Genomic DNA, 26,525 nt, shown 5'->3' with positions numbered 1-26,525 from the left:
GCTTCCTATTTCGGCAGGGGCCCGGCGGCGAACAGGTCGGGCACCCCCAGTTCGGTGCTGCGGCGATGTTCCAGAGCCTGCGCATAACGGCGCAGCGCGTAGGCCTCGGTCAGATAACCGACGATATGGCGGTCGGTTTCGCTGGCGAGGACGGGCAGGGCTTCGGCTTCGGCCGTGGCGAAGCGGGCCATGGCGCTTCTCACGTCCTGGGAGGGGAGAAGGAAGTGCCGGCGGTCGGTGGCCAGGTCTCCCGCCACCAGACCGGCGGCGGCATCGTCCAGATCGCTGTCATGGGCCGTGGCGACGTCGATCATCCCGGCGTAGAAACCGTCGTCGTCGATGGCGAAGACGCGGCTGACGGCGCCCAGGGGCGTCATCTCCCGCAACTGTCTCAAAGGCACGTCCAGCCGGACCGTTTTGGGCGACCCCCGCATCATGCGGGCGACCGTCAATTCGGCGATCCAGCCGACGTCGTGCGCGCCGCGGATCGACACGCCCCGCTGGTGGAAGCGCCATGTCGAGAAGGAATAGCCGAAGGCGTAACGGGTGACGATGGCCGATGTCATCACGCCCGACAGCACGCATAAGGTCACCGCAAAATCGCCGGTGGCTTCCAGCACCAGCAGCACCATGGTCAGGGGAGCCCCGACGATCGAGGCGGCGACCGCCCCCATGCCGACCAGCATGAAGACCGTCTGGTGCGGCCCGCCCCACCATCCCAGCAGCCCGAACATCTTGGCGAGAACGGCGCCGAACAGGCAGCCCAGGAACAGGGACGAACTGAACAAGCCGCCGCGAAAGCCGGCGCCGATGGAAAGCGCCGAGGCGACCATCTTGGCCAGCAGCAGGCCGAGCAGCATCATTGGGGCGGGGGTTTCGACGAGCAGATCCTGGATGCCGCCGTGACCGCTGCCGAGAACCTGGGGGAAGGACAGGGCCAGCAGGCTCAATCCCGCCCCGCCGATGGCCGTGCGCAGCCAGTCGGGTGTCGGCAGCCGGCGCAATCCGGATTCGAACCAGGTCACCATCTTCATCGTGACGATGCCGACACCGCCGGCGGCCACGCCGAGCAGCCCGAATAGCGGATATTCCCAATGGTCGATCACCAGTCCGGGGGTGGCCACCGAGAAGATCGGCGCGCCGCCGGCGACACCGCGCGCCACCAGCGTTCCCGCCAGAGACGCCATCGCCACCTGGGCCAGGGTCGCCGTGCTGTAGGTGCCGAGGACCAGCTCATAGGCATAGAACGCGCCGGCCAGCGGGGCGTTGAAGGCGGCGGCGATGGCCGCCGCGGAACCGGCGGCGACGAATACGCGCAGGTCGACCCGGCGAAGATTGAGGAATTGCCCGGCGGACGACAGCAGGCCCGAGCCGAGTTGGGTATAGGCGGCCTCCATGCCGACCGAGGCGCCGGCGCCATTGGAGATCAAAGTAAAAAAGGCCAGGCGCAGGCTGTCGAGGAGGGACATGCGTCCCCCGTAAAGGGCGTTGGCCTCCACCGGATCGACGATCTGGTTGGAGCGCCATCGGTTGATCAGCAAAGCCATCACGCCGAGGAGAAGCCCGCCCAGGGCGGGGACTCCGATCATCCGAACGGGATCGATGCCCCGCCCGCCGCTGAGATAGGTGCCGGCGGCCAAGCCGAAATCATGGATATGCAGCCAGGTGACCAGTTCGTGGAGCGCGATCACCACCAGGCCGACGATCGCGCCCAGGGGAGCGCAAAGGGCGATCAGCGCCGGTTCGCTGTTGCGCAGGCTGTGCGGGTTGACGATGGCGAGCGCCCCGCGCCACCAGCGGCGCGTCCCGGCCATCCATCGATCATGCTGGTCCATGGGAATCGTCCCGCAGGCTTCGGCTAGGGGAAGATATGCCCGAAGCCGCCCCGTCCATCAATCACCTGCCACCGTTTCGGGGGTGGGCGTCCGTCACATTCAGAGGAATTTGGGCGGTTTGCGCCGAACGATCCGATAGACGGCGGCGGGAGGAATATTGAGATAGGCCCGGCCGACGCAGGTCGCCTTCAGTCCCAAGCGGTCGAGGATACGCCGGGAGATGGGGCAGCGCGGGCCATAGGTGAATTGATAGAACGCGCTTCCCGGCCGCATCAGACCGAAAGCGCCGGCGAGAATGGCGAAGACCTTCTTCGGTGGCATGGACAACAGCGGCAGACCGCTGACCACCGTACCGAAAGTGGAATTGTTGCCGAGATGACGGCGGTCCAGGCGCGCGGCATCCATGCGCAAAAGGCGGACCGTCGGAAAGCGGGTCTTCAAAAGTTCGGCGAATTCGGCGCCGTATTCGATCAGGGTCAGGTCTTCCGGCTTCAGGCCCCGTCCCAGCAACGCCCGCGTGAAAACGCCGGTGCCGGGACCCAGTTCGAGAACGGGGGCGCTGGCGGGCGTGATGTCGCGCGTGATCAGGTTGGCCAGGGCCTCGCCCGAGGGTGCGATGGCGCCGACGCGCAGCGGATCGAAGGTCCAAGCCTGCAGAAAGGACAGGACATCCGGCATCGTGATGTCACGCTTTTTCGGCCTGAGCATGAGTCGGGACGCGGCCTCATTGGCGCGAAACATCGTATGGTTCTCCATGCTGGGCACCTTCCGGTGGGACAATCGCGTTCGCGGAAGAAAATTGCGAAGGGGCCATGGTAGCGTCGAATTTGGCAAATGTGTGGCGCCGGGCCATCGTCCCTTCCCGCCGGGTTCAAGTTCGCCTTGCACATTCGCGAAGCCGCGGGCGCGCCGAGCCATACTCTTATCTCAGACGGGGCCGTCTGTCACCGGTCTCGTCCCCGGGGATGTGCGGGCCAGCAGGGCGCCTGCCGCCCCGATGACGGCATCGACGGTCAGGCTTCCCATCAGGCTGTCCTGCTTGCGGTGGTCGAAATCGGGGGCGGTGACCAGCGCCTGATGGCTTTCCAAGGTTCGCACCACGGCCGTGGCCTCTCCCCATGGGCGGTAACGCCATTCGGGGCTGGGGCCGAACAGGCCCAGGGTGGGAATGCCGGTGGCGGCGGCCAGATGCATGAGGCCGGAGTCATTGCCGATATAAAGGGTACAGCGCTTCAACAACGCGGCCGCATCGAGCAGATGGGCGAGGCCCACGATGTCGAGGCGTCGATCGGCCGGAATGGCCGACAGCACCGGCTGGGCCATGGCCCTTTCGCTTTCAGCGCCGAACACCGCGATGCGGGCACCGGGCAGGATGCCGTCGGCGGCGGTAAGACGTCTCACCAATTCGGCGAAGCGTTCGCCCGGCCATTGCTTGGCGCCCCAATTGGCGGTCGGTCCGATGGCGAGGATCGGCGATGTATCCGGGCCGAAACGTTCGGCGGCGCGGGCATCGCGTTCGGGGGCGATCCACAGGCGGGGGGAGGGGACCCTGCCCAGCTTCAACTGGCGTGCCAATTCCTCCACACGGTGTTCGTGGCGTTTGGCCGGACGGAACATCAGGCGCCGTTCGGCCCCAAGAGTGAGGCCGATCAGCGATCCCCGCAGATCGGCGACGACCCGCCATCGCCGTGACCGGACGGAACGCCAGAGATCCCACCAGTGACCGACGCGGCCCCGGCGGATCAGCGGATGGATGCGTTCGAGCCCGGGCAAATCGGCGAACAAGGGCGCCGTTACCGGACCGCAGGCCACCGTCACCGGTTCGTCCGGGTAGGTTTCGATCAGTTGCGCCAGGACGCCGGACGACAACACGGCATCGCCGATGCGATTGGCCGTGATGAACAGCAGGCCGGAGGGAGTGCTCAGAGTTGCCACCGCCGCAGACCGTCGGGGAGCGTGATGGATCGCCACATTCCCTTGATGTCGGCGACCAGACCGCCGGGACGGACCAGGGTGGCGAAGGTTTCCTCGGTGAATTCGACATAAGGCCGGTGTGGCACGGCGCCGATCACGCAGTCGTAATCGCCTTCATCGAAACGCGCCAACAGCGGGATTTCGTAAGCGCGCATGGCCTCGTCCGGATCGGCGAAGGCGTCGTGCACTTTGACCTCATGCCCTTTGGCCTGAAGCGCGGTGACGACGTCGACGACCTTGGTATTGCGCAGATCGGGGACGTTTTCCTTGAAGGTGAGGCCGAGAACCAGGATTTGCGACGGCTTGCCGCCGAGGACCTCGTCGATGCGCCCTGCAATGAAGGCGCTCATGCCGTCATTGATCCGCCGTCCGGCCAGGATGATTTCGGGGTCGTGGCCGAGGGCCTTGGCGCATTCGGCCAGATAGAAGGGGTCGACGCCGATACAATGGCCACCCACCAGGCCGGGCTTGAAGTTGAGGAAGTTCCATTTGGTGGCCGAGGTTTCCAGCACATCCTGTACCGAAATGCCGAGCCGCTGGCAAATCATCGTCACCTCGTTGATGAAGGCGATGTTGATGTCGCGCTGCGCGTTTTCGATGACCTTGGCGGCCTCGGCGACTCGGATGGAGCTCGCCCGATGGACGCCGCCGCTGGTGATGCTGCCGTAAACGGCGGCCAGCGTGTCGGTGACCTGCCGGGTCTGGCCCGCCACCACCTTGACGATGCGGTCCACGGTATGGTCGCGGTCGCCCGGATTGATGCGTTCCGGGCTGTAGCCCAAAAAGAAGTCGCGGCCGCAAACCGCGCCCGAGGCGAGCGCCAGCGCCGGTCCGCAGATCTCCTCGGTCAAGCCCGGATAGACGGTGCTTTCGAAGACGACGATGGCTCCGGTGCTCAAAGCCGTGCCCACCGTGCGGCAGGCCTTGAGCAGGGGCGTCAGGTCGGGCTTGTTGTCGGCGTCCACCGGGGTCGGCACGGTGACGATGAAGATGTCGGCGCCGCGCAGCTTTTCGGGATCGCTGGTCAGCCGCAGCGTGCTGCTGCGCAGCGTCGTCGCCTCCACTTCGCCGGTTCGGTCGTGTCCCGAAACCAGCTCGGCGATGCGTCCGGGATGGATGTCGAAGCCGGTCGTCGGAAAATGCCGGGCGATGGCGACAGCCAACGGAAGCCCGACATAGCCAAGACCGATGACCGCGATGCGGGGGTGGGACATGGGAAAACCTTGCAGACTGGAAAGGCTGCACTTTCCTCGGCTCCGGCCGGGCTGTCAAGCAAGGTGCCGACGGTTTGAAGAACCCGGGAGGGAATGCGACGGCGGACACCTCCGACATCGGGCAACGGAAAGGGGGGCCATTCCGGTAACTGTTTGTTAAAAAGATCGGCCCTCGTTTGCCTTCGCCTGCGTCAGGCTTTACCTTAAGATGGTCAACGTCTCGCTCTTGGGAATCTCGAGGTTCATGTTTTTCATCATGTCGGATCGGCTCGGTCCGTTCGGCTCCACAGGCTTCCGCCGCGCCATGGGGGGAGCCGGTGAGGGCTGAGGCTGATATTCACGTCGTCCATCTTATCACGGGTCTTGGCGGCGGCGGCGCCGAGCGCATGCTCTTGCGCCTGGTCAATCAGGGAGCGGACGGTATCCGCCATACGGTTATTTCCTTACAGGATGAAGGCGCTTATGGCGCGGCCATGAAAGCGGCGGGGATTACGGTCCATTGCCTGCGCATGCGGCGCGGATTGCCTTTACCGCCCGCTCTGTGGCGCCTCGTCGCGCTGCTACGCCGCGAGCATCCGGATATCCTGCAGACTTGGCTATATCACGCCGATCTCATGGGTCTGATCGCCGGGCGCCTTGTCGGCGTGCCGCGGATCATCTGGAGCATCCGCTGTTCGTCGATGGAAATGGCCTCCTATCGGCGATCATCCGGCCTGGTTCGCTGGGTTTTGGCAAAGCTTTCTCCGTTTCCCGATCTGGTGCTGGCCAATTCCCATGCCGGGATCGCCGATCATCGGACTTTGGGATACCGGCCCCGCGCCTGGGGCTATATTCCCAATGGCTTCGATCTCAAGGAATGGCGGCCCGATCCCGCCGCCAAGGAGCGGCTTCGCGCCCGGCTCGGGTTGCCGTCCGACCATTTGCTGGTCGGACTGGTCGCGCGGTTTGACCCACAGAAGGATCACCAGACCTTCATGACCGCCGCCGCCGAGGTGGCCGAGGAACGGCCTGACGTCGCCTTTCTCCTGGTCGGACGAGGTGTCGAGCCCGGGCGACCGCCGTTCTCCCTCGCCCGCGGCAAGGCGCCGTTGGCCGGGCGCCTGCATTTCATGGAAGAGAGCAAGGATGTCCCGCAACTGATGCCCGGCCTCGATCTTCTGGCGTTGAGTTCGGCCTGGGGCGAGGGATTCCCCAATGTGATCGGAGAGGCCATGGCTTGTGCGGTTCCCTGCGTGGTGACGAATGTCGGCGATGCCGCGGCCATCGTCGGTGATACGGGACTGTCCGTTCCCGTGGGCGATGCGTCCGGATTGGCGCGCGCCATGCTGAATTTGCTGTCGCTTGATGAGGGGGCGCGGTCTCGTCTGGGCGAAACCGCCCGCGACCGGGTCTCCCACCATTATTCGATCCAGCATGTGGTGGACGAATACAGCCGCCTCTACCATCATATGATCCATCTGACCGACGGTAAGATCCCATGTGCGGTCTGACCGGCTTTTTCGACACCGGAAGCCAGCGTTCCCGGGAGGAACGCCTGCGCATACTCTCCACCATGACCGAGAGTATCGCCTACCGAGGTCCCGACGCGCAGGGTTTGTGGATCAGCGAGAGCGGAACGGTCGGTCTTGGTCATCGCCGCCTCTCCATCATCGATTTGTCGCCGGCGGGTGCCCAGCCGATGACATCGGCCGACGGCCGGTTCATCATCGTCTACAACGGCGAAGGCTATAACGCCTGGGACTTGAAGAGCGAGCTGGAGGCGAAGGGGCATCGCTTTCGCGGCCATTCCGACACGGAAGTCCTGTGCGAGGGATTTTCCGCCTGGGGCGTCGAGGAATGCATCCGTCGTTTCAATGGAATGTTCGCCATCGTCGCCTGGGATACGGTGGAACGGCGGTTGTGGCTGGTGCGTGATCGTCTGGGCATCAAGCCGCTGCATTGGGCGAAATTCGGCGAACTTTTGATGTTCGGCTCCGAACTCAAATGTCTGCGTGCCCATCCCGGCTGGCAGCCGGAAATAGACCGTGACGCCGTTGCCGCTTATCTCCGGCACAATTACATCCCGGCCCCGCGCACCGTCTATCAAGGCGTGCGCAAGCTGGAACCCGGTCATCTGCTGACGGTTTCTGCCGACGGCGAGGTCAAGGACCTTTGCTACTGGAGCGCTCATGACGTTGCCCGGGCCGGCGTGGCCGGCCGGGGGGCGTTCGACGAAACCGAGGCGATCGACCGGTTGGAGGCCCTGCTCACCGATGCGGTCCATCGGCAGATGGTGTCCGATGTGCCGCTGGGCGCCTTTCTGTCCGGCGGCATCGATTCCTCGACGGTGGCCGCCCTGATGCGGACGAAGGCCGGCGCCACCGTGCGAACCTTCTCGATCGGCTTCAGCGAGACGGGATATGACGAATCCGCCCATGCGGCGGCGGTCGCCCGGCATCTGGGAACCGATCATACCGAACTGACCTTGCGGCCGGATGAGGCGCTGGCCCTGGTCCCCGGCCTTGCCGAATATTACGACGAGCCATTTTCGGATTCCTCGCAACTGCCGACCCTGCTGTTGTCGCGCCTGACCCGGCAGCATGTCACGGTGGCGCTGTCGGGCGACGGTGGGGACGAACTGTTCGCCGGATATAACCGTTATTTCTGGTCGCGCCGGCTGGAGCGTGGGATCGGCTGGATTCCACCGGGCCTGCGTCGTCTGGGTGGCAAGGCCTTGCGTTCGGTGCCGCCGGCGGCCTGGGACCGGATGGCCGGACTGCTGCCGTCCCGCCTTTGTCCGCCCCAGCCCGGAGACAAGATCCATAAACTGGCCGACGTGCTGGCGCTTGACGAGACCGCGCTTTACCGCCGCCTGATCTCACATTGGCCCGAGCCGGAACGTCTGGTGCCGGGGAGCCGCGAACCTCGTGGACCCGTCTGGGACGATGCCTTGACGAACGATTTCCCGCAAGGGGTCGATCGCATGCAATATCTCGATACCGTGACTTACCTGCCCGACGATATCCTGACCAAGGTAGACCGGGCCACCATGGCGGTTTCCCTGGAGGCGCGGGTGCCTCTTCTCGATCATCGGGTGGTGGAATTCGCCTGGAGCCTGCCGCTGTCGCTCAAGCTTCGGGACGGCGGCGGCAAGTGGATTTTGAAGCAGGTGTTGTATCGGCATGTGCCGCGCGAATTGGTCGAGCGGCCAAAGATGGGGTTCGGTGTTCCCATCGCGGCTTGGCTGCGTGGACCTTTGCGCGATTGGGCGGAAGATCTGCTCGACGCCCGTGGGCTGGCCGAGGGCGGTTTGGTCGATCCGGCACCGGTCCGCCATTTGTGGGCGGAACATTTATCGGGCCGGCGGAACTGGCAATATCTGCTGTGGGGCGTTCTCATGCTGGAGGAATGGCGCCGCCGCTGGATGGCATGATGGATTTCATTTCCGGAAACGGAATGAAACTTGGGATACCTTTGGGGGAAGGTAAATTTATCATGTCGTTAACTTTGAGAAAATTTCCTGAAATGGCGCCAGAGGTGCATCGGCCACGGTTCCGAAGTCGAATCTCTCTTCACATCATGTGCAAAATGACAGTCGGCGTCGCCATTACGACCCTACAGGCCTGAGCCGATGCTTTCGGTCAGTCGCAACGTTTTCGCCAGCATTTTCGCCCGGATCTGGTCGGGCGTCATGCAGTTCGCTTTCACGCCGGTCTATGTGGCCCTGCTGAAGCCGGAGGCCTATGGCCTGGTCGGCATCTACAGCACGCTCCTGGTCAGCACCCTTTTTCTCGACCAATGCGTGAGCCCGGTGCTTGCCCGGGAGTTGGGGCGTCTCGGCAGTCGGGAGGGTACGGCCTCGGAGATGCGCAACCTGCTGCGCAGTCTCGAAGTACTTTCCCTGGCGACCGGTTCTCTCGTCGGCGTGATGGTTTATCTCGCCGCGCCCTATATCGGAGGCCATTGGATCAATGCCGGTGGTCTGCCGCGGGACGAGGTGACAAGCGCCTTGCGGCTCATGGGGCTGGTCATCGCCTGCCAATGGCCGAACAATCTCTACTGCGCCGGCTTTATCGGCCTGCATCGTCAGGATCAGGCGACCAATCTCCGCATTCTCTTCACCACGCTGCAATGGGCCGGTGCCGCTGTCCTGTTGTGGGGTGTCGCTCCGTCCATCACCCTTCTGCTGTCCTGGCAGGCCGCCAATTTCGCCCTCTTCAGCGCCATGCTGGCCCGTCGGCTGTGGCGTCTGATGCCCAAGGCGTCCGCGTCGCCGCGTTTCGATGGAAGGAAATTGCGCTCGGTGGGACGGTTCGCGCTTGGCACGCTCGTCATCGGCATGCTGGCCTCCCTGTTGACACAGGCGGACAAGCTTCTGGTATCGAAATATATACCGCTTGATCAGTTTGCTGCCTACAGCCTGGCCTTTACGCTCGCCTCGCCGATTACCCTCCTGGTGGCGCAGCCCGTCGGCTCGGCCCTGATGCCTCATTTTTCGCGGTTGATAAGTGGGGGAGACAGATCCGGTCTGGCCCGTGAATATCATCGATGGGCCCAGACCATCTCCGTTCTGGCCTTGCCGATGGCGGGGGCCCTGGCCACCTTCGGCAAGCCTTTGACCATGCTTTGGCTGGGGAGGGGGTCGCCTCTCGTCGATCCGCTGGCCATTCTGCTGCCGTGGGTTGCCGCGGGCACGCTGGTCAATACGGTCCTGATGACCCCTTATGTTCTTCAGATCGCAGCCGGCTGGACACGACTCGCCATCTTCAAGAATGTCGTCGCTCTCACCCTGTTTCTTCCCACCCTGGTAATCGGCGTGCCGCGTTTCGGTCCCTTGATGGGGGTTTGGGGCTGGTTGGCGGTCAATCTCGGCTGCTATCTGATCGAAGCCCCGCTGATGCACCGGCGGTTGCTGACTGGCGAACTCGGGGCGTGGTGGGGTCGCGACACCTTGCTGCCCATGGTGGTCACCGCCTTGCTGTTCGGCGGTTCGGGGCTCTTGGCGGCCCCCGACCAGTCCGTCTGGTCGGGGTTGGCCCAGGCCACCAGCACCGCCGGATTGGTCCTGGCGGTGCTGGTGGCGTTGCTTCCCTATCCGCGGGCCCAGGCCGGCGCGCTGCTCAGGCGGTTGGCTGCGGCGCGGTGAGGCTTGCCTGGTTGTCGGCCATCAAGGCTTCGAACCCGGCGGCCGCGTTCTGCCACGTCCAGGATCCTTGCCGTTCAAGGGCGGCCCGGTGGAAACGCAGCCATAGATCGTCGTCCGAAAGGAGGCGGATCGCGGCGGCGGAGAAGGCGGCCTGGCCCTTGACGACGAATCCCGTCTCGTTGTCCACCACCCGCTCCTTCATGCAGGCGATGTCCTCGACGACGCCGGGAAGGCCCATGGCCTGGGGTTCGGCGGCGGCGTAGCAGAAGGTTTCGCCGATGTCGCCGCGATAGAGGAAGACGCGCGCCTGGGTAATCTCCTCGGCCAATTGGCTTTTGGAAATGGGGCCGCGCAATACGACCCCATGATCGGCCAGGTGCTTGGCTTTATCGAAGATCGGCGCCATGCGTTCGGCCTTGGCGGCGCCGGTCGTGCCGTAAATACTGCTGCCGGCGAAGATGTGCAACTCGGCGCCGGCAACCCTGGGCTGGATCCGTTCGGCCCAAACGTCGAGCAGCCAGTCGAGCGAGCGCAACGGATTGGACAGAAAGATGGCGCGCGGCGGTGGCGGCGTCTCGCGCCGGGCGGCGCCCAGAAACAGCGGTGTGATCCCGAGGGGAATCACCACCCGGGCTCCGCCGGCCGCCCAGGCGGGATAGGTCGACAGATGACTGGGGCCGGAAAACACGATGGTCGGGCGATAGCGCAGAAGCGGCCATTGGTAACGCCACTTCAGCAGATATTTCGCCGGGTTGTGAATCCAGAACACCCGATGGCGGGCTTCCTCGCAACGGCCGATCAGATGGTTCGAGCGGTTGGCGATATAAAGGTCGGCCGTTCTCGGAAGGCCCATGCTCCGGCTGGCGTCGTCCAGGGGCGTCCAGCGGACGCCCTTCCACATCAGGGGAGCCTCGCAACGGCAGAACACCGAGACGTGATGACCTCGCGCCGCCAGGGTTTCGGCCAATTCGGCGAAGGCGGTTTCGGCACCGCCCAAGGGGCGTTCGTCCTTCATCTTTCCATCGAAGGTGATGCCGTCGTCGGTCATCACGATGGTGGCCGGATGTGGGAAGGAGGGGGACGCCATCATTCTTTTTCGTGCTTTGCTTTGAGATAGGAGACAAAAGGATAGAGGGCCGCCAGCAGCGAGATCAGGAAGCCGTGCCCGCCTTCCCGCCATCCCTTCGCCCGGACGTAGCACCGCCAGAATCGGGAAAAGATCCGCCGGACATTGTTGAGGCCCGAACCGGCATTGCCCGAATCTCGCAGATCCTTGGCGCGGGCCGTCGTGTAGGCGTCAAAGCGCCTGATCATATCGGAAATGTTACGATCGACGTAATGTTGGACGCGATGGGTGAGCGCGGGTCCCTTGGCTCCGATCAGGGTCAGTTTGGGATGCACCCGCTCATTGCCCCAGCGCTTGGCGTCCTTGCGGAACAGTCCGGCATAGGCGGCTTTTCCAAAGGATGCGCCCCAGCCATGGCGGACCAGGCGATCGCCGATCCAATTGTCGACGAGCAGGATATGAAAGGCGAACGCGGTCCGTTCGATGACCTGGTGGATCTCGGTGGCGAGTTCGGGCGGAATATGTTCGTCGGCGTCGACTTCCAAAATCCACGCGCCCCGGCAGAATTCGATGCCGGCATTGCGCCGCGGACCCTCCAGTTCCCACGACCCCTCGACCAGACGGTCGGTGAAGCGTTGGGCGATGGCTTTGCTGCCGTCGGTGCATTTGTCGAGCACGACGACGATTTCATCGGCGAAGCCCAGCTTTTCCAGGCAGGCCTGCAGACGGGCCTCCTCGTTATGGACGACGACCAGGGCGGATAGTTTCATGATGCGGAAGTTTCCTTGGGTTTGGTCGTGCCGATCGATCGTTCGATCCAATCGGCGGCGCCAGCCAGGTCATCAAGAATGACCGCGGGCGCGCATTTCGCCTCGCGCTCCGCCTCGGCGCCCCATCCGGTCCGGACCAGGATGGGGGTGGCGCCCACCGCGTGGCCGAGATCGACGTCGACCGCCTTGTCTCCGATCATGAAAGCCTGGCGGGGATCGAAACCGTGTTCGGCGACGGCCTGATCGACCATGCCGGTCCGTGGCTTGCGGCAGGGGCAATCGTCATCCGGTCCATGCGGACAAAGATAGATGCCGTCGAGGGTGACGCCTTCGTCTTGCAGCATGGCGCGCAGGCGTTCATGGACCCGTGACACCGTTTCCAAATCGAAATAACCACGGGCGACGCCGGATTGGTTGGTCAGCACGACGAGGCCGAAGCCTAGCCTGCGGAGTTTCCGCAATCCTTGTCCGGCGCCGGGCAGCAGGACCAGTTGGTCGGGATGGGACAGATAGTCGCATTCGACATTCACGGTTCCGTCCCGATCGAGAAGGACGAAACGGCGGGAATTGGGCTTCGGAGGGCTCATAATCTTTCCAGGCGGGCCGCAAAGAACCCGTCCATACCACCTTTTTCACCAAGATGGCAGGGCAGGCTGCGAAGATCGCCGGCGGGCGTGATCAATTCCACGAGACCGCCAACCTCGGAGGGCGTGATCGGCCGGCGTCGGAGCGGAGCGCCGCCGGCCAGCAGGGCCTCGACTTGATCGATCCCCTCTTCCGGCTGCAGCGAGCAGGTGCAATAGACGATCAGGCCGCCGGGAGCCACCATCTCGACCGCCGCGGCGAGCAACCGGCTTTGGGTCGCGGTCAACTTGGCGACGTCCTCCGGCCGTTTCAGCCAGGAGGCGTCGGGATGACGGCGCAATGTGCCGGTGGCCGAGCAAGGAGCATCGAGAAGCACGCCGTCGACGGGTGTGTCGGGACGCCAGGACGTGGCGTCGGTGGTCTCGACGTCGGCCGCAAGACGCAGGCGGGCCAGGTTGGCCTGCAAGCGCTCCAGGCGTTTGGCAGACCGGTCGAGGGCAGTGACATGGGCCCCGGCCGCCGCCAATTGTGCCGTCTTGCCCCCCGGGGCGGCGCAGAGGTCGGCGATGCGTTTGCCCCGGACATCGCCCAGCAGACGGGCGGGAAGGGCGGCGGCGGCGTCCTGCACCCACCAGTCCCCCTCGTCGTAACCGGGCAGATGGGCGATTGCGCCGCCGGCCGGGCGGCGCAAGGTCCCGGTGGGCAAAATCGCGGCGTCCAGCCTTTCGGCCCAGGACTCCGGATCCCTGGACACGCTGATATCGAGCGGCGCTTCGGTCAGGTGGGCGATGGCGATGGCCCGGCAAGACGGCTCGCCATAGGCGGCGGTCCAGCTTTCCCAAAGCCAGGCAGGCGTATTGAGCCGCGCGGCGTCCTGTGCGGCGCTCAAGGCCGGGCCTTCCCGGCCCAGCCGGCGCAGCACGGCGTTGACCAGCTTCACATGGGCCGTCTGTCCGGCATCCTTGGCCAACCGGACGGCGGTGTCGACGGCGGCATGGGCGGCGACGTCGAGAAACAGCAATTGGGCGGTCCCCAGCCTGAGAATGTCCTGGACCGTTACCGCCTTGACCGGCAACGGATGCTCCAGGCAGTGGGCGATCAGCGCGTCGATCTGTCCCAGGCGTCGCAGAGTGGTGGCCAAGAGCAGCCGGGCGAAGCCCCGGTCCCGCTCTTCCAGGCCGTTCACATGCAAAGCCTCGTCGAGGGCGAGATTGCGGCGCAGGATCTTGCCAAGCGCATCGAGGACCGCATGGCGGGCATCGCCGGGGATTGCGGCGGCCGTGTTCATCTCTGCTTTCATCCGTTTAAATCTGCGTTCATCTGTGTTCTTTTGAATCCCGGTTCGGCATGGTCGCCGAAAATAAAATGGAGGCTTCTTGTGGCGCAGGAGAAACCCCGGCCATTGCCCTCGCCGGACAGGAAAACCCCGGCGGGGACGGCCGTCAATCCGTCACCCGTGGAGAAGATCGTCCCTGAACGCCCCGATCCGACCCGTTATCGGGATTGGGAAAAGAACGGGCGATGCATCGATTTCCGGTCGGGCATGTCACCTGAAAAGGAAGCGGGCCGGACGGCATCTTTCATTTAAGTCGAAAGGTGCCGCCAGTGGTGAAAATCCGAATGCACTAGACGTCGCGCCTGACCCGGCCGGCCTGTCCCGGCCCCTCGGCGTCGTCGCCCAGGCCGATGCGGCTGCGGATGATGAACAAGGGGCGTCCCTTGACCTCATTGAAAACGCGGCCGAGATAATGGCCGATGATGCCCAGCGTGATCAATTGCACGCCGCCCAGGAACAGCATGATGACGATGATCGATTCATAGCCGGGAACGTCGATGCCGTAGACGAGCGTCTTGATCAGCCGGATGACGATATAGAGGAAGGCGAAGCCCGAGATGACCGAACCGACCACGGCCCAGATGCGCAAGGGATAATCGGAAAAGGCGACCAGGCCGTCGAAGGCGAAGGACATCAGTTTCATCATGCCCCATTTGCTTTCGCCGTAGAGCCGTTCCTCCTGCTCATAGGGGATGCCGACCTGACGGAACCCGACCCAGGCGAAGATGCCTTTCATGAAGCGGGTCCGTTCGGGCATGGCATTGATGACGTCGACCACCTTGCGGTCGAGCAGCCGGAAATCCCCGACCTCGCGGGGCAGCGGGACGTCGGAAAGCTTGTCGAACAGCCAGTAGAACGCCTTGGCCTGGGCACGGCTGAGCAGGCTTTGCCCCGTCCGCTGGCGGCGTATCGCATAGACCACGTCATAGCCTTCGCGCCATTTCTCCAGGAATTGCGGAATGAGCTCGGGCGGATGCTGCAGATCGGCGTCCATGGGGATGACCGCGTCGCCCCGGGCGTTGCTCAGGCCGGCCGACAGCGCCTGTTCCTTGCCGAAGTTGCGGGAAAGATCCAGCACCTTGATCCTGGGTTCGTGCCGATGCGCCTCGATCAGCCGGTCCAGGGTGTCGTCGCGGCTGCCGTCGTTGACGCAGATGATTTCCCAGCTCAGGTCCTGGCTGGCGAGGACGGGCAGCAGGCGGTCGAAGAAATGCCCGACATTGAGCGATTCGTTGAAAAAGGGCACGACGATGGAAAGGCGGGGATGGCTGGGCACGGGCGTCCGTTCAGGTTGCGAGGGCGACGAAGAAAGTCCTTAAGTTTAAAGAAGCCCCCCTCTCGTGGAAAGGGCTAAGCAAAAAATCAGCAGGGCGCCGGTCCAATCAGGAATTCGCCGTCCGGGTCGTGGCCGCGCAAGCGGTCCTTGGCCCGATTGCGCGAGCCGACGGCATAGCAATAGACGCAGCCCTGCGGGCAACTGTCATAGGCGCCGATGTCGCGGCTTTCGGAGCACAGGCAGCCGGGTCGATTTCCCTTGGTCTTGGCCTCGATCGGCCGGCCGGACAGGTCGGCGAGACGCTGGGCGTCGATGCAGCGGGCGCCGGCGACCGCGTCACTTTCCAACTCGGGCTGGGTGCACAGGCGCAAAGCCATGCCATGCGCCTGGGCGATGCCGGCCAGGCGGGCGATGGCTTGGCGTTTTTCCCAGGCCGGCGGAGTCCACCAGGAAAAGTGCCGGGCGCGCGCGGCGGCGGCGAGATTGCGATCGGTCTTGCGATAGGGCTGAACGAAGCTGGCCACCACTTCATCGACGGCGCCGGCCAGCCGGCTGGCCAGCCGGGAAAAATTTTGCACATGCCATTCGGGCGGCGTCAGTTCGGTCAGCAGAATCGGGTCGTAGCGCCAGACCACGGCGCGGCTGCCGTATTCATCCGACAGGCGGCGGATCAGGGCCAACGACGTCGCCTCGTCGATGACGCCTTCTTCCAGCGCGCGCGGATAACCGGTCAGGGTGTATTGAACGATGAAAGGCAATCCGGCCCGCCGGACCTCGGCCAGGGCCGGCAGGAAGGGGCCCGCGTGACGGGTCCAGAAAACGTAGCCGTCGACGCCCTCTCTCATCGCGACGCGGGCCGGAGGCCCCCCGTAGGGATTGACCACCCGGCAGAAACCGGCGCGGAAGCGGTTTTCGAACCATTGGCCGTAAAAAGCCGGGATGTCGGTGCGGTAGCTTGCTGAAACGATCATGTCTTGGCACTCGTCCATCTTGGATGCTAGCATCCCGCCCGCCGCGCGTGGCCCGACATACGGTTGCGTCTGTTTGGGGTGCGTCTTATATAACCGCATGTGATCGAGACCCGGAGATCGAAGAACGATTTCCAATGGTGACAACCGAAGGGGGTCCCCGCGGTTGCTGCGAGCAGGACTGTGGGCACCCGCCGCAAGAAAAGAGGATGCAATGAGCAAAGTTATTGGTATCGACCTGGGCACAACCAACTCCTGCGTGGCCGTCATGGAAGGCAAGTCCACGAAGGTGATCGAGAATGCCGAGGGTGCACGCACGACGCCGTCGATGGTTGCTTTTGCCGATTCGGGCGAACGGCTCGTCGGGCAGGCGGCGAAGCGCCAGGCGGTGACCAATCCGACCGACACTTTGTTCGCCATCAAGCGTTTGATCGGACGGCGCTTTGACGACCCGATGACGCAGAAGGACATGAATCTCGTCCCCTACCACATCATCGAGGGCGACAACGGCGACGCTTGGGTCGAATGCGAGGGCAAGAAGCACAGCCCCAGCCAGATTTCCGCCTTCATCCTGCAGAAGATGAAGGAGACCGCCGAGAGCTATCTGGGCGAGAAGGTGACGCAGGCCGTGATCACCGTCCCCGCCTATTTCAACGATTCCCAGCGTCAGGCGACCAAGGACGCCGGAAAGATCGCCGGGCTCGAAGTCCTGCGCATCATCAACGAGCCGACAGCCGCCGCGCTCGCCTATGGCATGGAAAAGAAGGGCACCGGCATCGTCGCCGTTTATGACCTGGGCGGCGGTACCTTCGACGTGTCGGTCCTGGAGATCGGTGACGGCGTCTTCGAAGTGAAGTCGACCAACGGCGACACCTTCCTGGGCGGCGAAGACTTCGACGCCCGCATCATCGATTATCTGGCCGACGAGTTCAAACGCGAGCAGGGTATCGACCTCCGCAAGGACCGCCTTGCGCTGCAGCGCCTGAAGGAAGCGTCGGAAAAAGCCAAGATCGAACTGTCCTCGGCGATGCAGACCGAAGTCAATCTGCCCTTCATCACCGCCGACGCCTCCGGTCCGAAGCATCTCAACATCAAGCTGACCCGCGCCAAGCTGGAAGCCCTGGTCGAGGATCTGCTGCAGCGGACCATGGAACCCTGCCGCGCCGCTCTGAAGGATGCCGGTCTCAAGGCCAGTGAAATCGACGAGGTGATCCTGGTCGGCGGCATGACCCGCATGCCCAAGGTCGTCGAGAAGGTGAAGGAATTCTTTGGCCGCCAGCCGCACCAGGGCGTCAACCCCGACGAGGTGGTGGCCATCGGCGCGGCCATTCAGGCCGGCGTGCTGAAGGGCGAGGTCAAGGACGTTCTGCTCCTCGACGTTACCCCGCTGTCGCTCGGCATCGAGACGCTGGGCGGTGTGTTCACCCGCCTGATCGATCGCAACACCACCGTGCCGACGCGCAAGAGTCAGGTTTTCTCGACCGCCGAGGACAATCAGACGGCGGTGACCATCCGCGTCTTCCAAGGCGAGCGCGAGATGGCGGCCGACAACAAGATGTTGGGGCAGTTCGATCTGGTCGGCTTGCCGCCGGCCCCCCGCGGCATGCCGCAGATCGAGGTCACCTTCGACATCGACGCCAACGGCATCGTCTCGGTTTCGGCCAAGGACAAGGCGACCGGCAAGGAGCAGCAGATCCGCATCCAGGCCTCGGGTGGTCTGTCGGATACCGACATCGAGCGGATGGTCAAGGACGCCGAGGCCCATGCGGCCGACGACAAGAAGCGCAAGGAAGCGGTCGAGGCGCGCAACCACGCCGATTCCCTTGTGCATACCACCGAGAAGAACCTGGCGGAATTCGGCGACAAGGTGCCGGCCGATCAGAAAGCCAAGATCGAAGCCGATCTGAAGGCCCTGAAGGACGTCCTTGAGGCCGGCGACGCCGAGACCATCAAGGGCAAGACCGACGCCCTGATGCAGTCCTCGATGAAGTTGGGCGAAGCCATGTACAAGGCCCAGCAGGAAGGCGCGCAGGCGGCTCCCTCCGGCGAGCAGCCGGGCGCATCGGCCAGCGGCCAGGCGCATGGCGGCGAAGGGGTGGTCGACGCCGACTTCGAGGAAGTGGACGGCGACAAGAAGGACAAGTAATCCTTCTCAAACATCATGTGGTGACACTCCGCCCCAAGCACGCTTAAGCCGTCTTGGGGCGGCGGCCCCTCGGGATCGATCGACGACCGATGAGCAAACGGGATTTTTACGACGTTTTAGGGGTGAGCAAGGGCGCCGGCGCGGAGGAGGTCAAAAAGGCCTACCGCAAGCTGGCGATGCAGTTTCATCCCGACCGCAACCCTGACGATCCAACCGCCGACCAGAAGTTCCGCGAAGTCAATGAGGCCTATGATGTCCTCAAGGACGAGCAGAAGCGGTCCGCCTATGACCGTTACGGTCATGCCGCCTTCGAGCAAGGACGCGGTGGCGGAGGACCGGGCGGCGATTTCCATTTCGCGTCGGGTTTCGCCGATATTTTCGACGAGATGTTCGGCGAGTTCATGGGTGGCCGTCGTGGCGCCGGAGGCGGTGCGGCACGCGGCGCCGATCTGCGCTATGACATGGATATCACGCTCGAAGAGGCTTTCGCGGGCAAATCCACGCAGATCAAGGTGCCGAGTTCGGTCGTCTGCGAGGAATGCAAGGGAACCGGCGGCGCCGGCGGCGCCCAGCCGGTCGATTGCACCACCTGCCGGGGTGCCGGTAAGGTGCGCGCCACGCAAGGGTTCTTCACCATTGAGCGGACCTGCCCGACCTGCCATGGACATGGCAAGGTGATCAAGGATCCCTGCCGCAATTGCGGCGGATCGGGCCGGGTGCATAAGGAAAAGACCCTGGCGGTCAATGTCCCGCCGGGTGTCGAGGACGGGACCCGGATCCGTCTGGCCGGAGAAGGCGAGCCGGGAATGCGGGGCGCTCCCGCCGGCGATCTCTATATTTTTCTCTCGGTGCAGGGTCACCGCCTGTTTCAGCGGGAGGCGGCCAACATTCACTGCCGGGTGCCGATCCCCATGGTCACAGCCGCCCTGGGCGGGACCATCGAGGTTCCTTCCATCGACGGCAGCCGCGTGAAGATCTCCATTCCCAACGGAACGCAGTCCGGTCATCAGTTCCGCCTGCGCGGCAAAGGGATGAGCGTGCTCAGAAGCCCGGCGCGCGGTGATATGTTCGTCGAGGCGGTGGTCGAAACGCCGGTGAACCTCAGCAAGCGGCAGGAAGAACTCCTGCGCGAGTTTGAGAAGGAAAACGGCGGCGGTAAGGAAACCAGCCCGGAATCGGCCGGATTCTTCGCCAAGGTGAAAGAGCTTTGGGAAGATCTGAAGGATTGATCCCAGTGTCCGTCATGGCCGAACGCTGGTCCGGCCATGACGGCGGCGCCTTTGATGTCATAATTTTTTCTGTGAGCGGAACCTTGTCATGACCAAGATCGGAATCGTCGGCTGCGCCGGCCGCATGGGACAAATGCTGGTGGCCGAGGTGCTGAATGGCGAGGGCCTGGCTTTGTCCGGAGGAACCGAACGGCCCGGTGGCGATGCCGTCGGGCGTGACCTTGGGGAACTTCTCGGCCGTGGACGGCTCGGCCTGCCCGTCGGCAGCGATGCCAAGGCTCTGTTTGCCGCTTCCGACGTGGTGATCGATTTCACCTCCGCTTCGGCGGCGGCCATCCATGCGCAGCTGGCCGCTGAGACACGAACGGCCTATGTGGTGGGCACCACCGGCCTGGCGGCCGATCAGGAGGCGTCTCTGCGGCAGGCCGCCACCCGTACGGCGGTGGTCTGGGCGCCAAACATGAGCGTCGGCGTCAATCTGCTGTTCTCGCTGGTCGAGCAGGTGGCGGCTTTGCTCGATCCGGCGACCTACGACATTGAAATTCTTGAGATGCATCATCGCCACAAGGTCGACGCTCCCTCCGGTACGGCGCTCGGCCTGGGTCAGGCCGCCGCTCGCGGTCGTGACGTGGCGCTCGATTCGGTTTGGCAGAAGACCCGCGATGGCCTGACGGGGCCTCGCAAGGCGGGCGATATCGGCTTTGCGACCTTGCGGGGTGGCGATGTGGTCGGCGATCACACCGTGGTGTTTGCTGCGGACGGGGAACGTATCGAGCTCAGCCACAAGGCTTCGTCGCGCCAGATCTTCGCCAAGGGGGCGATCCGTGCCGCCCGGTGGGTCATCGGCCGTCCGCCGGGCCTTTATTCCATGAAGGACGTGCTGGGTCTGGCCTAAGGGCTTGTCGCGACAAGCCCTTAGGTTCTCTATATGACGCTTTCGCTCCGCTTCAGCGGGCTCAAACGCCGCTCGGGCTCAAGGGCCTGTTGATTCGGTAATTTATCAACAGGCCCGAAGCCTATTTCCCGGCCAGGGAGTTGGCTTCGGTCAGGACGCCGGCGACGACCCCGATGACAAGGATCGCCGGCGCGTAAGGGTAGCGTTCGCTGAACGACGGCCCTTCCGAGTCCGGCATGTCGCGGCGATTTTTCAAGCTATCCTGAGCATTGTAAAATGCCCATAGACGGGCGGCGGAGTCGTGGCTTTTTCGGTCATAGGTGATCCCGCTGCCCGCCGTGCCGTCGGGTTCCTCGGCGATCGTCTGGAAGCCCAGCACGGCGGCCCGCGTCGGCAGGGTATTGGCGTAATCCACCTTGGCCTTGAAGAAGTCGGCCTGCCGCCGGCAGGCCTGATCGCCGCCGGCCTGACAGATCTCGGCCAACGCCTGCCAGGCGCCGGGATCGGCCGGCCAGGCGTCGACCGCCGCTTCCGCCTGACGGCGGGCCTCCGGCAATTGGCCGGCTTGGCGGGCGGCTTGGGCGGCGCCGAGCGATTGGCGGGCGCGATCCTGGTCGAATGTGCCTTCTGGCAGAACCGGTGCCGGCACCGCTGGCGGCGAGACATGCCGGCTTTGCGTGGCGATGGCTTTCGGCTGCGGGTCGTCGGCGCAGGCGGAGAGCAGCGCCAAGGCGCCGAGACAGCTCATCCATCGCCTAATCCAACCGTTGACCGTCACCGTTCCCTCCTGTCTCTTGGCGTCGGCGATGCTACCATGTCGTCCTTCCAGGAGGTAGCCGCCGAATGACCCCGAAGCAAATCGACCAGTTCTTTGCGCGCCTCGCGGCGCGAAATCCCGAGCCGAAAAGCGAACTCGCCTACGCCAATCCTTATACCCTGCTGGTCGCCGTCGTCTTGTCGGCCCAGGCGACGGACGTCGGCGTCAACAAGGCGACGGGGCCGCTTTTCGCCGTCGTCGATACGCCGGAGCAAATGCTGGCCCTCGGCGAAGAAGGGCTCAAGCGCTACATCAAGACCATTGGCCTGTTTAATACCAAGGCCAAGAACGTCATCGCTCTGTCGCGCCTTCTGATCGAACGACATGGCTCGCAGGTGCCGCCCGACCGCGCCGCCTTGGAGGCCCTGCCGGGGGTTGGGCGCAAGACGGCCAATGTGGTGCTGAATGTCGCCTTCGGTCAGCCGACCATCGCCGTCGACACCCATATTTTTCGCCTCGGCAATCGTACGGGGATGGCGCCGGGCGCGACGCCGGAAGCGGTCGAACGTGGTCTTGAGCGGGTGGTCCCGGATAAATGGAAGCGGCATGCGCATCACTGGCTGATTCTTCAGGGGCGCTATATCTGCAAGGCGCGCAAGCCCGATTGCGAGGTTTGTCCGGTGCGCGATCTTTGCGACTATGGCAAGGTGACCGGGTGAGAAAGACCGGCAAGCAAGAGCGATTTGCGACCAGGTTGGATCACTTACCCTTTCGTCATTGCCGGGCTTGACCCGGCAATCCATGGACCCCCGGATCAAGTCCGGGGGTGACGGAAAAAACGATGTTTCAATGCACTAGCGCCCTTACGGTCGATGGCCAAGGGCCTGAGAGATCTCCCGGGCGACCGCGCAGACCCGTCCGGCCAGTTCTTCGAAGCGATCGGCCCCAAGTTCGAGGACGGTGCCGACAATGCTCAGGGCGGCGATCACCTCGCCTTGCGCGTTGGTCACCGGCGCGGCGAGGCACCGGATATTCTGGATGTCCTCCTGGTCGTCAATGGCCCATCCGCGCCTGCGGACCTCGGCCAGATGCGCCTTGAAGGCCTGCGGCTCGGTCAGGGTGTTGGGGCATTTCCTGGTCCAGTCGAGGTGCTGAAGGATTTCCTCCAATTCGGCCTCGGGCAGCCAGGCCAGCAGGACCTTTCCCAATGACGAACTGTGCAGCGAGATCCGTTTGCCGACCCAGGTGTTGATCATGATCTCGCGCTCGCATTCGACCTTGGCCAGATAAACGGCCTTCAGTCCCTCGCGCACGCCGAGATGGCAGGTCAGATGCACCTCCTGGGCGAGGCGGCGCAAAAGGGGTTGGGCCTCGCGGTCGATGGGCCGCTGATTGGCGGCCAGGGCGCCCAATTCGAACAGACGCAGCCCCAGGACATATCCGCGGTCCGCCTGACTCTGGATCGCTCCAAGGCGGCAAAGGGTGGCGATCAGGAGATGACAACTGCTTTTCGGCAGGTCCAGACGTCGCTGTATGGCGGCGAAACCGAGCCCCGGTTCGTTGGCGAGCAGGTCCAGAATCGCGAAACCCTTGAGCAGGGCCGGTACCCCGCCTTTCTCCTCATCGACGGTTTTTTTTTCCATCTTACCAGAGCTTCAGGGGCGGGCTGCGCCGCCGCGCCATAACGGGAACGAGAGGGCCCCCTCGTCTTGTCAGAGGGAAGGTCGGTATGATAGCATTTCCAGCATATTGAACAAATAGTTCATTACAGTGAACCATATACAGGGCTAGGACATGCGCAGGATTGCATTGAAGGGCGTCATTCCGCCGGTGCCGACCATCGTCGACGGGCAGGGAAACCTCGATGAGACCGGAATGGGAAAGGTCATCGACAGATTGGTGGCGTCGGACGTTCAGGGACTTCTTTTTCTGGGCAGTGGCGGTGAGTTCTGCCACATGGGCACGCCGCTCAGGAAAGAGGTCGCGGAGTTCGTCATCTCCCACGTGAATGGCCGTCTGCCGGTTCTGATCGGGGTCGGGGCGCCCGGTACCGCGGAAGTCGTCGACCTGGGCCGACACGCCCGGGAAAACGGTGCCGACGGTGTTCTGGTCATCAATCCCTATTACGCCCTGCTCAGCCAGGAGCATCTGGAATATCACTACAGGACCATTGCCGAGCGTTTGGATCTGCCGATCTTTTTGTACAATTTCCCGGCTCTGACCGGACAGGACATCAATATTCCGCTTATTCAGTCCCTGGCGAAATCCTGCCCGAATATCGTCGGCATCAAGGATACGGTCGATACCATCAGCCACACCAGGAGCATCATCACCACCGTTAAGGCCGAACGTTCCGATTTCATGGTATTCGCGGGCTTCGATGAATATCTTCTCGACAACCTGATCCTGGGTGGTGACGGGGCCATTCCGGCGAGTTCCAACATCGCTCCGGAAATTTGCTGTGGGATCCACCGCGCGGTCGAGGCCCGTGATATGGAGACGGCCATCACCCTGCAGCGGCGTTTGGCGCAACTGGTGCGCCTTTATGCCTTGGAGCCCGCGCATTTCGGCGTGATCAAGGAAGCCATGCGGATGATGGGTCTCGATATTTCGACGGCGCCGCTTCCGCCCATCACGGTCCTTTCCGAGGAGAAAAAGACCATACTGCGGACGATTCTGGAACGTAGCGGTCTTTCACCCCATCCGGCCTGATACCCATGTGGGGGTAAGGAAGGGGACTCTAACTGTCGGCGTCGCCCCGCCTGCCTTCCAACAGTTGCGCAAGGCAGGCCGCCTGGCCGTTGGCCGTGAGATTTCGGCTGCGCAACTCGGCATGGGCGACCCGCTGCGTTCCTTTTTCTTCATAAAGAAACAGGTCGAGGACGCATCCGGGGCCGAAATATTGCCAGACTTCAGCCGGCGTTTCGTGGCGCCGGAAACTGGGAGCACCCAGTTTCGCGGTAACGTCGGCCGCCGCCAGACCGCGCAGGCCGGCGGGATCGTCGCGGGATTGGCTTTCCCCCGGAACGGAGGGGGCGCCATCCGGTGACAGCGAGGTCTCGGCCGGTCCCTGGGGGGTGGAGCGAACGCCAGCCGGTTGGCGCATGCCCGCGCAGGCGCTCAGCGAAAGAATGAAACAAAGGATGGCGAAAAGCGGCAGGCGACGGCGGATGTGGCGCATGAATTCGGTTCCGGCAAGCGAGACTGGCGCGAGGATAGCCGCACCGATGGTTTTGGCAATCATCGATTAACCGAGCCTCGTTCAGGCGGGTGCTCCGTCGCGGCTTCGCAATTTTTCCACCTCATGAACCATGGCGGCCGTGGAAATCAGCGGGGCCAGCAAATTGATCAGCGGCAAGGTCGAAATAAAAGCCAGGATCGCTCCCAGAAGCCAGAGACGCAGCCAGTGTTTGCGCCGTAACGCGTCGGCCACCCGGGGTTCCAACCGCCGGCCGGCCATCATCTCGAAATAGTCCCGCGATAGCAGATAGCCGTTCACCAGGTAGTAAAGACCGATCCCGATGCCGGCGAACAACAGGAAGAGATAGGCGGGGAGGGCCAGCATATTGATCAGCAGCGCGACGGCGGCAAAGCGAAGGGCGGCCCACAGCCCTTCAAGCCAGCCTTGACGACGTGGCGCCGGGAGCGAGGGATAATATTTCCCCTCCACCGCCTCGGCGATGGTTTCCTGGAGAAAGCTCATCAGCAGGGTGGCGATGGATGGAAACAACAGCAGGGTGACCACGAAGACCGCCAACCCGCCCAGCACCTCGGCCAGGGAATCGGCCCAGCCGACCCCGAACAGCTGCAGTTTGGTCAGACCCCAGCCGACGGCGAGATAAACCAGGATATAGAGGATGACGGTGCCGGCCAAACTGGCCCACAGAACGCGGCGGAAGCGCGGATCGGGAAGCTGGAGGACGGCTCTGGTAAGGGATGTGATCATCGTCCCATTAAAGCACAGGCCGCGCACCCCGCCCAGGCGCTTGTCGACGTCCGCCTGTGGGAATGCCGCGAGAATCGGCGCCGGAGAAATTATGTCGATGCATTCCTTCCATCGCCGTCTGTTGAGGGCGGGGCTTCATCACCGAGGCGATCTCCTCGGCGGCGACGGCGGGATATCCGTTCTCCACATGGCGAATGGCATGCAGCAGGAAATGTGCCTCCCACTCGGTCGGCGCACAGATTTCGAAGACCTCGATCATGTCCTCGATCACAGCCCGCAAGGCCAGGCGTCGCGCCTTGGCGTCGGAAATCGTCTGTGCGCGGGATAATTTCTGACGAATCTCGGACCAGTCGGGTGCCGTCTCATTCATCGTCATTCGCCTCCGGTGGGGCGTCCCGTCCATTGGCAAGGTCGGAGGCGCATCCGCATAATTTGTGGGCAGGAGAAAATTCGCTCCCGCGGCGGCTCGCGGCGGCGCGAAAAGCAGCGGCGATCGGAACGACGAGTGTTCTCCTAACAGTTGAATTCACAAAGCAAATCCGGTGCCATATTTTTTGTTCGTCCACGATGGGACCTGTCTGGGGGAGGCATTCGGCCCAGGATGCCAGCGTTCGCCGGTCGTTGCGGGATAAGGGGGCAAGTGCCGGCAAAGGGCGCATGCTTAAACACAATGCTCTTTTTGGGTGAAGGGATGATTTTGTGCCTATAAATTAGGCTTTAACGGGAATTTTATGGATATTGCGAATTGAGGGGATCTGTCCAGGCTTGCCGATTCCTGGCCTTTTCCGAGGATTGGCATGGAACTTGATATTCCTGGGTCGGCCAACCTTGTGTCTAACCCAGGGGAACTCGATGAAATACATCGTTGCCATCATAAAGCCGTTCAAGCTGGACGAAGTCCGCGAGGCGCTGTCCGCTATCGGCATTCAGGGCCTGACCGTCAGCGAAGTCCGGGGATTCGGTCGCCAAAAGGGGCAGACCGAGATCTACAGGGGCGCCGAATATACGGTGAACTTTTTGCCAAAAACCAAGATTGAAGTGGCTGTGAACGACGATGTCGTCGATTCCGTCGTGGAGGCGATTCGGACCTCGGCCAACAGCGGTAAGATCGGCGATGGCAAGATCTTCGTCAGCGATCTGGCGACCGTGGTGCGTATTCGTACCGGCGAGACCAATGAATCAGCGCTCTAATCCATTCGGACCTTCGGGGGTGACCATGAAGAGTATTACGAGGAGTTTGGTATTTGGCGGGAGCCTTGCGTTAGGGCTGACGGCGCTGTCCGGCTTGGGCCTTGCGCAGGAGGCTGCTCCTGCTGCGGACGCGGCGGCTGCGGCGCCTGTTTTGGACAAGGCGGACACGGCGTGGATGCTGACGTCGACGGCCTTGGTCCTTCTGATGACGA

The 26,525-nt window shown here is 63.5% G+C and carries 25 protein-coding genes and 1 pseudogene; 11 read left to right on the top strand and 15 right to left on the bottom strand.

The genetic code is table 11. The features are described from left to right. Positions 1 to 5: 5 nt before the first annotated feature. The 4 genes from CWS72_RS15810 to CWS72_RS15795 form a co-directional block, all read right to left on the bottom strand. A complete protein-coding gene (locus CWS72_RS15810; protein ID WP_101251596.1) occupies positions 6 to 1,835 on the bottom strand; it encodes a chloride channel protein in 1,830 nt (609 codons plus the stop codon). Between the two features lie 99 nt (positions 1,836 to 1,934). Next, the gene (locus tag CWS72_RS15805) at positions 1,935 to 2,576 is read right to left on the bottom strand and encodes a class I SAM-dependent methyltransferase (RefSeq protein WP_241911753.1); all 642 of its coding nucleotides are present in this window, start codon (positions 2,574 to 2,576) and stop codon (positions 1,935 to 1,937) included. Positions 2,577 to 2,762: 186 nt separating this feature from the next. Beyond that, positions 2,763 to 3,770 (bottom strand): glycosyltransferase family 9 protein, encoded by a 1,008-nt coding sequence (locus CWS72_RS15800; RefSeq protein ID WP_241911752.1) that lies wholly within the window; start codon positions 3,768 to 3,770, stop codon positions 2,763 to 2,765. Next, positions 3,758 to 5,023: a nucleotide sugar dehydrogenase gene (locus tag CWS72_RS15795; protein WP_101251595.1), complete on the bottom strand. Its 1,266-nt coding sequence runs from the start codon at positions 5,021 to 5,023 to the stop codon at positions 3,758 to 3,760. Before CWS72_RS15795 ends, CWS72_RS15800 begins: the two co-directional genes overlap by 13 nt. Before the next feature lie 317 nt (positions 5,024 to 5,340). On the opposite strand from CWS72_RS15795, the gene CWS72_RS15790 reads away from it, so the two are divergent. The 3 genes from CWS72_RS15790 to CWS72_RS15780 all read left to right on the top strand — a co-directional run bounded on the left by CWS72_RS15790 (position 5,341) and on the right by CWS72_RS15780 (position 10,148). Further along, entirely contained in the window at positions 5,341 to 6,513 is a 1,173-nt protein-coding gene (locus CWS72_RS15790; RefSeq protein WP_146002774.1) for a glycosyltransferase family 4 protein, read from the top strand. Next, positions 6,501 to 8,435 carry an asparagine synthase (glutamine-hydrolyzing) gene (gene asnB / locus CWS72_RS15785; RefSeq protein ID WP_101251593.1) on the top strand — a complete coding sequence of 645 codons (1,935 nt, stop codon included), beginning with the start codon at positions 6,501 to 6,503 and terminating at the stop codon, positions 8,433 to 8,435. Before CWS72_RS15790 ends, asnB begins: the two co-directional genes overlap by 13 nt. Positions 8,436 to 8,633: 198 nt before the next feature. Further along, complete coding sequence (locus CWS72_RS15780) at positions 8,634 to 10,148, top strand: lipopolysaccharide biosynthesis protein (protein ID WP_101251592.1); 1,515 nt, start codon at positions 8,634 to 8,636, stop codon at positions 10,146 to 10,148. Here CWS72_RS15780 and CWS72_RS15775 read toward each other — a convergent pair. From CWS72_RS15775 to CWS72_RS15760, 4 genes are read right to left on the bottom strand one after another with little or no spacing between them, the layout of a single operon-like run. Next, the gene (locus tag CWS72_RS15775; RefSeq protein ID WP_241911751.1) at positions 10,123 to 11,238 is read right to left on the bottom strand and encodes a glycosyltransferase family 4 protein; all 1,116 of its coding nucleotides are present in this window, start codon (positions 11,236 to 11,238) and stop codon (positions 10,123 to 10,125) included. The genes CWS72_RS15780 and CWS72_RS15775 overlap by 26 nt on opposite strands. Further along, positions 11,235 to 11,984 carry a glycosyltransferase family 2 protein gene (locus CWS72_RS15770; RefSeq protein ID WP_101251591.1) on the bottom strand — a complete coding sequence of 250 codons (750 nt, stop codon included), beginning with the start codon at positions 11,982 to 11,984 and terminating at the stop codon, positions 11,235 to 11,237. Before CWS72_RS15770 ends, CWS72_RS15775 begins: the two co-directional genes overlap by 4 nt. After that, on the bottom strand, positions 11,981 to 12,571 hold the full coding sequence (gmhB, locus tag CWS72_RS15765) for a D-glycero-beta-D-manno-heptose 1,7-bisphosphate 7-phosphatase (protein WP_101251590.1): 591 nt from the start codon (positions 12,569 to 12,571) through the stop codon (positions 11,981 to 11,983). Before gmhB ends, CWS72_RS15770 begins: the two co-directional genes overlap by 4 nt. Beyond that, positions 12,568 to 13,857 carry an RsmB/NOP family class I SAM-dependent RNA methyltransferase gene (locus tag CWS72_RS15760; RefSeq protein ID WP_101251589.1) on the bottom strand — a complete coding sequence of 430 codons (1,290 nt, stop codon included), beginning with the start codon at positions 13,855 to 13,857 and terminating at the stop codon, positions 12,568 to 12,570. The genes gmhB and CWS72_RS15760 overlap by 4 nt, the downstream gene beginning before the upstream one ends. Here CWS72_RS15760 and CWS72_RS15755 point away from each other — a divergent pair. Beyond that, on the top strand, positions 13,819 to 14,157 hold the full coding sequence (locus CWS72_RS15755) for a succinate dehydrogenase assembly factor 4 (RefSeq protein ID WP_101251588.1): 339 nt from the start codon (positions 13,819 to 13,821) through the stop codon (positions 14,155 to 14,157). The two genes, CWS72_RS15760 and CWS72_RS15755, sit on opposite strands and share 39 nt — an antisense overlap. Positions 14,158 to 14,194: 37 nt before the next feature. Here CWS72_RS15755 and CWS72_RS15750 read toward each other — a convergent pair whose 3' ends face one another. Further along, positions 14,195 to 15,181, bottom strand: coding sequence for a glycosyltransferase family 2 protein (locus tag CWS72_RS15750; protein WP_101251587.1), 987 nt, complete (start codon positions 15,179 to 15,181; stop codon positions 14,195 to 14,197). Between the two features lie 86 nt (positions 15,182 to 15,267). Further along, on the bottom strand, positions 15,268 to 16,152 hold the full coding sequence (locus CWS72_RS15745) for a DUF1848 domain-containing protein (RefSeq protein WP_101251586.1): 885 nt from the start codon (positions 16,150 to 16,152) through the stop codon (positions 15,268 to 15,270). A 211-nt stretch (positions 16,153 to 16,363) separates the two neighbouring features. On the opposite strand from CWS72_RS15745, the gene dnaK reads away from it, so the two are divergent. The 3 genes from dnaK (at position 16,364) to dapB (ending at position 20,419) form a co-directional block, all read left to right on the top strand. Further along, a complete protein-coding gene (gene dnaK / locus CWS72_RS15740; RefSeq protein ID WP_101251585.1) occupies positions 16,364 to 18,295 on the top strand; it encodes a molecular chaperone DnaK in 1,932 nt (643 codons plus the stop codon). Between the two features lie 89 nt (positions 18,296 to 18,384). Beyond that, positions 18,385 to 19,524 (top strand): molecular chaperone DnaJ, encoded by a 1,140-nt coding sequence (dnaJ, locus tag CWS72_RS15735; RefSeq protein WP_101251584.1) that lies wholly within the window; start codon positions 18,385 to 18,387, stop codon positions 19,522 to 19,524. Positions 19,525 to 19,612: 88 nt separating this feature from the next. Then, the gene (dapB, locus tag CWS72_RS15730) at positions 19,613 to 20,419 is read left to right on the top strand and encodes a 4-hydroxy-tetrahydrodipicolinate reductase (RefSeq protein WP_101251583.1); all 807 of its coding nucleotides are present in this window, start codon (positions 19,613 to 19,615) and stop codon (positions 20,417 to 20,419) included. Between the two features lie 121 nt (positions 20,420 to 20,540). Here the strand turns inward: dapB and CWS72_RS15725 are convergent, their stop codons facing one another. Beyond that, entirely contained in the window at positions 20,541 to 21,167 is a 627-nt protein-coding gene (locus tag CWS72_RS15725; protein WP_101251582.1) for a tetratricopeptide repeat protein, read from the bottom strand. Positions 21,168 to 21,262: 95 nt separating this feature from the next. Between CWS72_RS15725 and nth the strand changes: the two genes are divergently transcribed. Beyond that, entirely contained in the window at positions 21,263 to 21,895 is a 633-nt protein-coding gene (gene nth, locus CWS72_RS15720) for an endonuclease III (protein WP_101251581.1), read from the top strand. Between the two features lie 144 nt (positions 21,896 to 22,039). On the opposite strand, the gene CWS72_RS15715 is transcribed toward nth, so the two are convergent. Beyond that, positions 22,040 to 22,819 (bottom strand): IclR family transcriptional regulator, encoded by a 780-nt coding sequence (locus tag CWS72_RS15715; RefSeq protein ID WP_101251580.1) that lies wholly within the window; start codon positions 22,817 to 22,819, stop codon positions 22,040 to 22,042. A 151-nt stretch (positions 22,820 to 22,970) separates the two neighbouring features. Here CWS72_RS15715 and CWS72_RS15710 point away from each other — a divergent pair, with 151 nt between their 5' ends. Beyond that, entirely contained in the window at positions 22,971 to 23,888 is a 918-nt protein-coding gene (locus CWS72_RS15710; protein WP_101251579.1) for a dihydrodipicolinate synthase family protein, read from the top strand. A gap of 28 nt (positions 23,889 to 23,916) precedes the next feature. Here the strand turns inward: CWS72_RS15710 and CWS72_RS15705 are convergent, their stop codons facing one another. Genes CWS72_RS15705 through CWS72_RS15695 form a run of 3 tightly spaced genes read right to left on the bottom strand, consistent with a single transcriptional unit; the run spans position 23,917 to position 25,492 of the window. After that, on the bottom strand, positions 23,917 to 24,420 hold the full coding sequence (locus tag CWS72_RS15705) for a hypothetical protein (protein ID WP_101251578.1): 504 nt from the start codon (positions 24,418 to 24,420) through the stop codon (positions 23,917 to 23,919). Positions 24,421 to 24,438: 18 nt separating this feature from the next. Beyond that, complete coding sequence (locus CWS72_RS15700; protein ID WP_101251577.1) at positions 24,439 to 25,122, bottom strand: EI24 domain-containing protein; 684 nt, start codon at positions 25,120 to 25,122, stop codon at positions 24,439 to 24,441. 7 nt (positions 25,123 to 25,129) lie between these two features. Next, positions 25,130 to 25,492 (bottom strand): hypothetical protein, encoded by a 363-nt coding sequence (locus CWS72_RS15695; protein WP_146002773.1) that lies wholly within the window; start codon positions 25,490 to 25,492, stop codon positions 25,130 to 25,132. Positions 25,493 to 25,974: 482 nt separating this feature from the next. On the opposite strand from CWS72_RS15695, the gene CWS72_RS15690 reads away from it, so the two are divergent. Together CWS72_RS15690 and CWS72_RS28425 are read left to right on the top strand one after the other, a co-directional pair. Then, positions 25,975 to 26,313, top strand: coding sequence for a P-II family nitrogen regulator (locus tag CWS72_RS15690; protein ID WP_101251575.1), 339 nt, complete (start codon positions 25,975 to 25,977; stop codon positions 26,311 to 26,313). Positions 26,314 to 26,338: 25 nt separating this feature from the next. Next, a pseudogene (locus CWS72_RS28425) lies at positions 26,339 to 26,525 on the top strand (ammonia channel protein); the annotation flags it as partial.

Origin of the sequence: Telmatospirillum siberiense (assembly GCF_002845745.1) — a bacterium.
Lineage (GTDB): Bacteria > Pseudomonadota > Alphaproteobacteria > Rhodospirillales > Magnetospirillaceae > Telmatospirillum > Telmatospirillum siberiense.
Note: the sequence above shows the minus strand (reverse complement) of the source record. Positions and strands in the feature narration are given on the sequence as shown.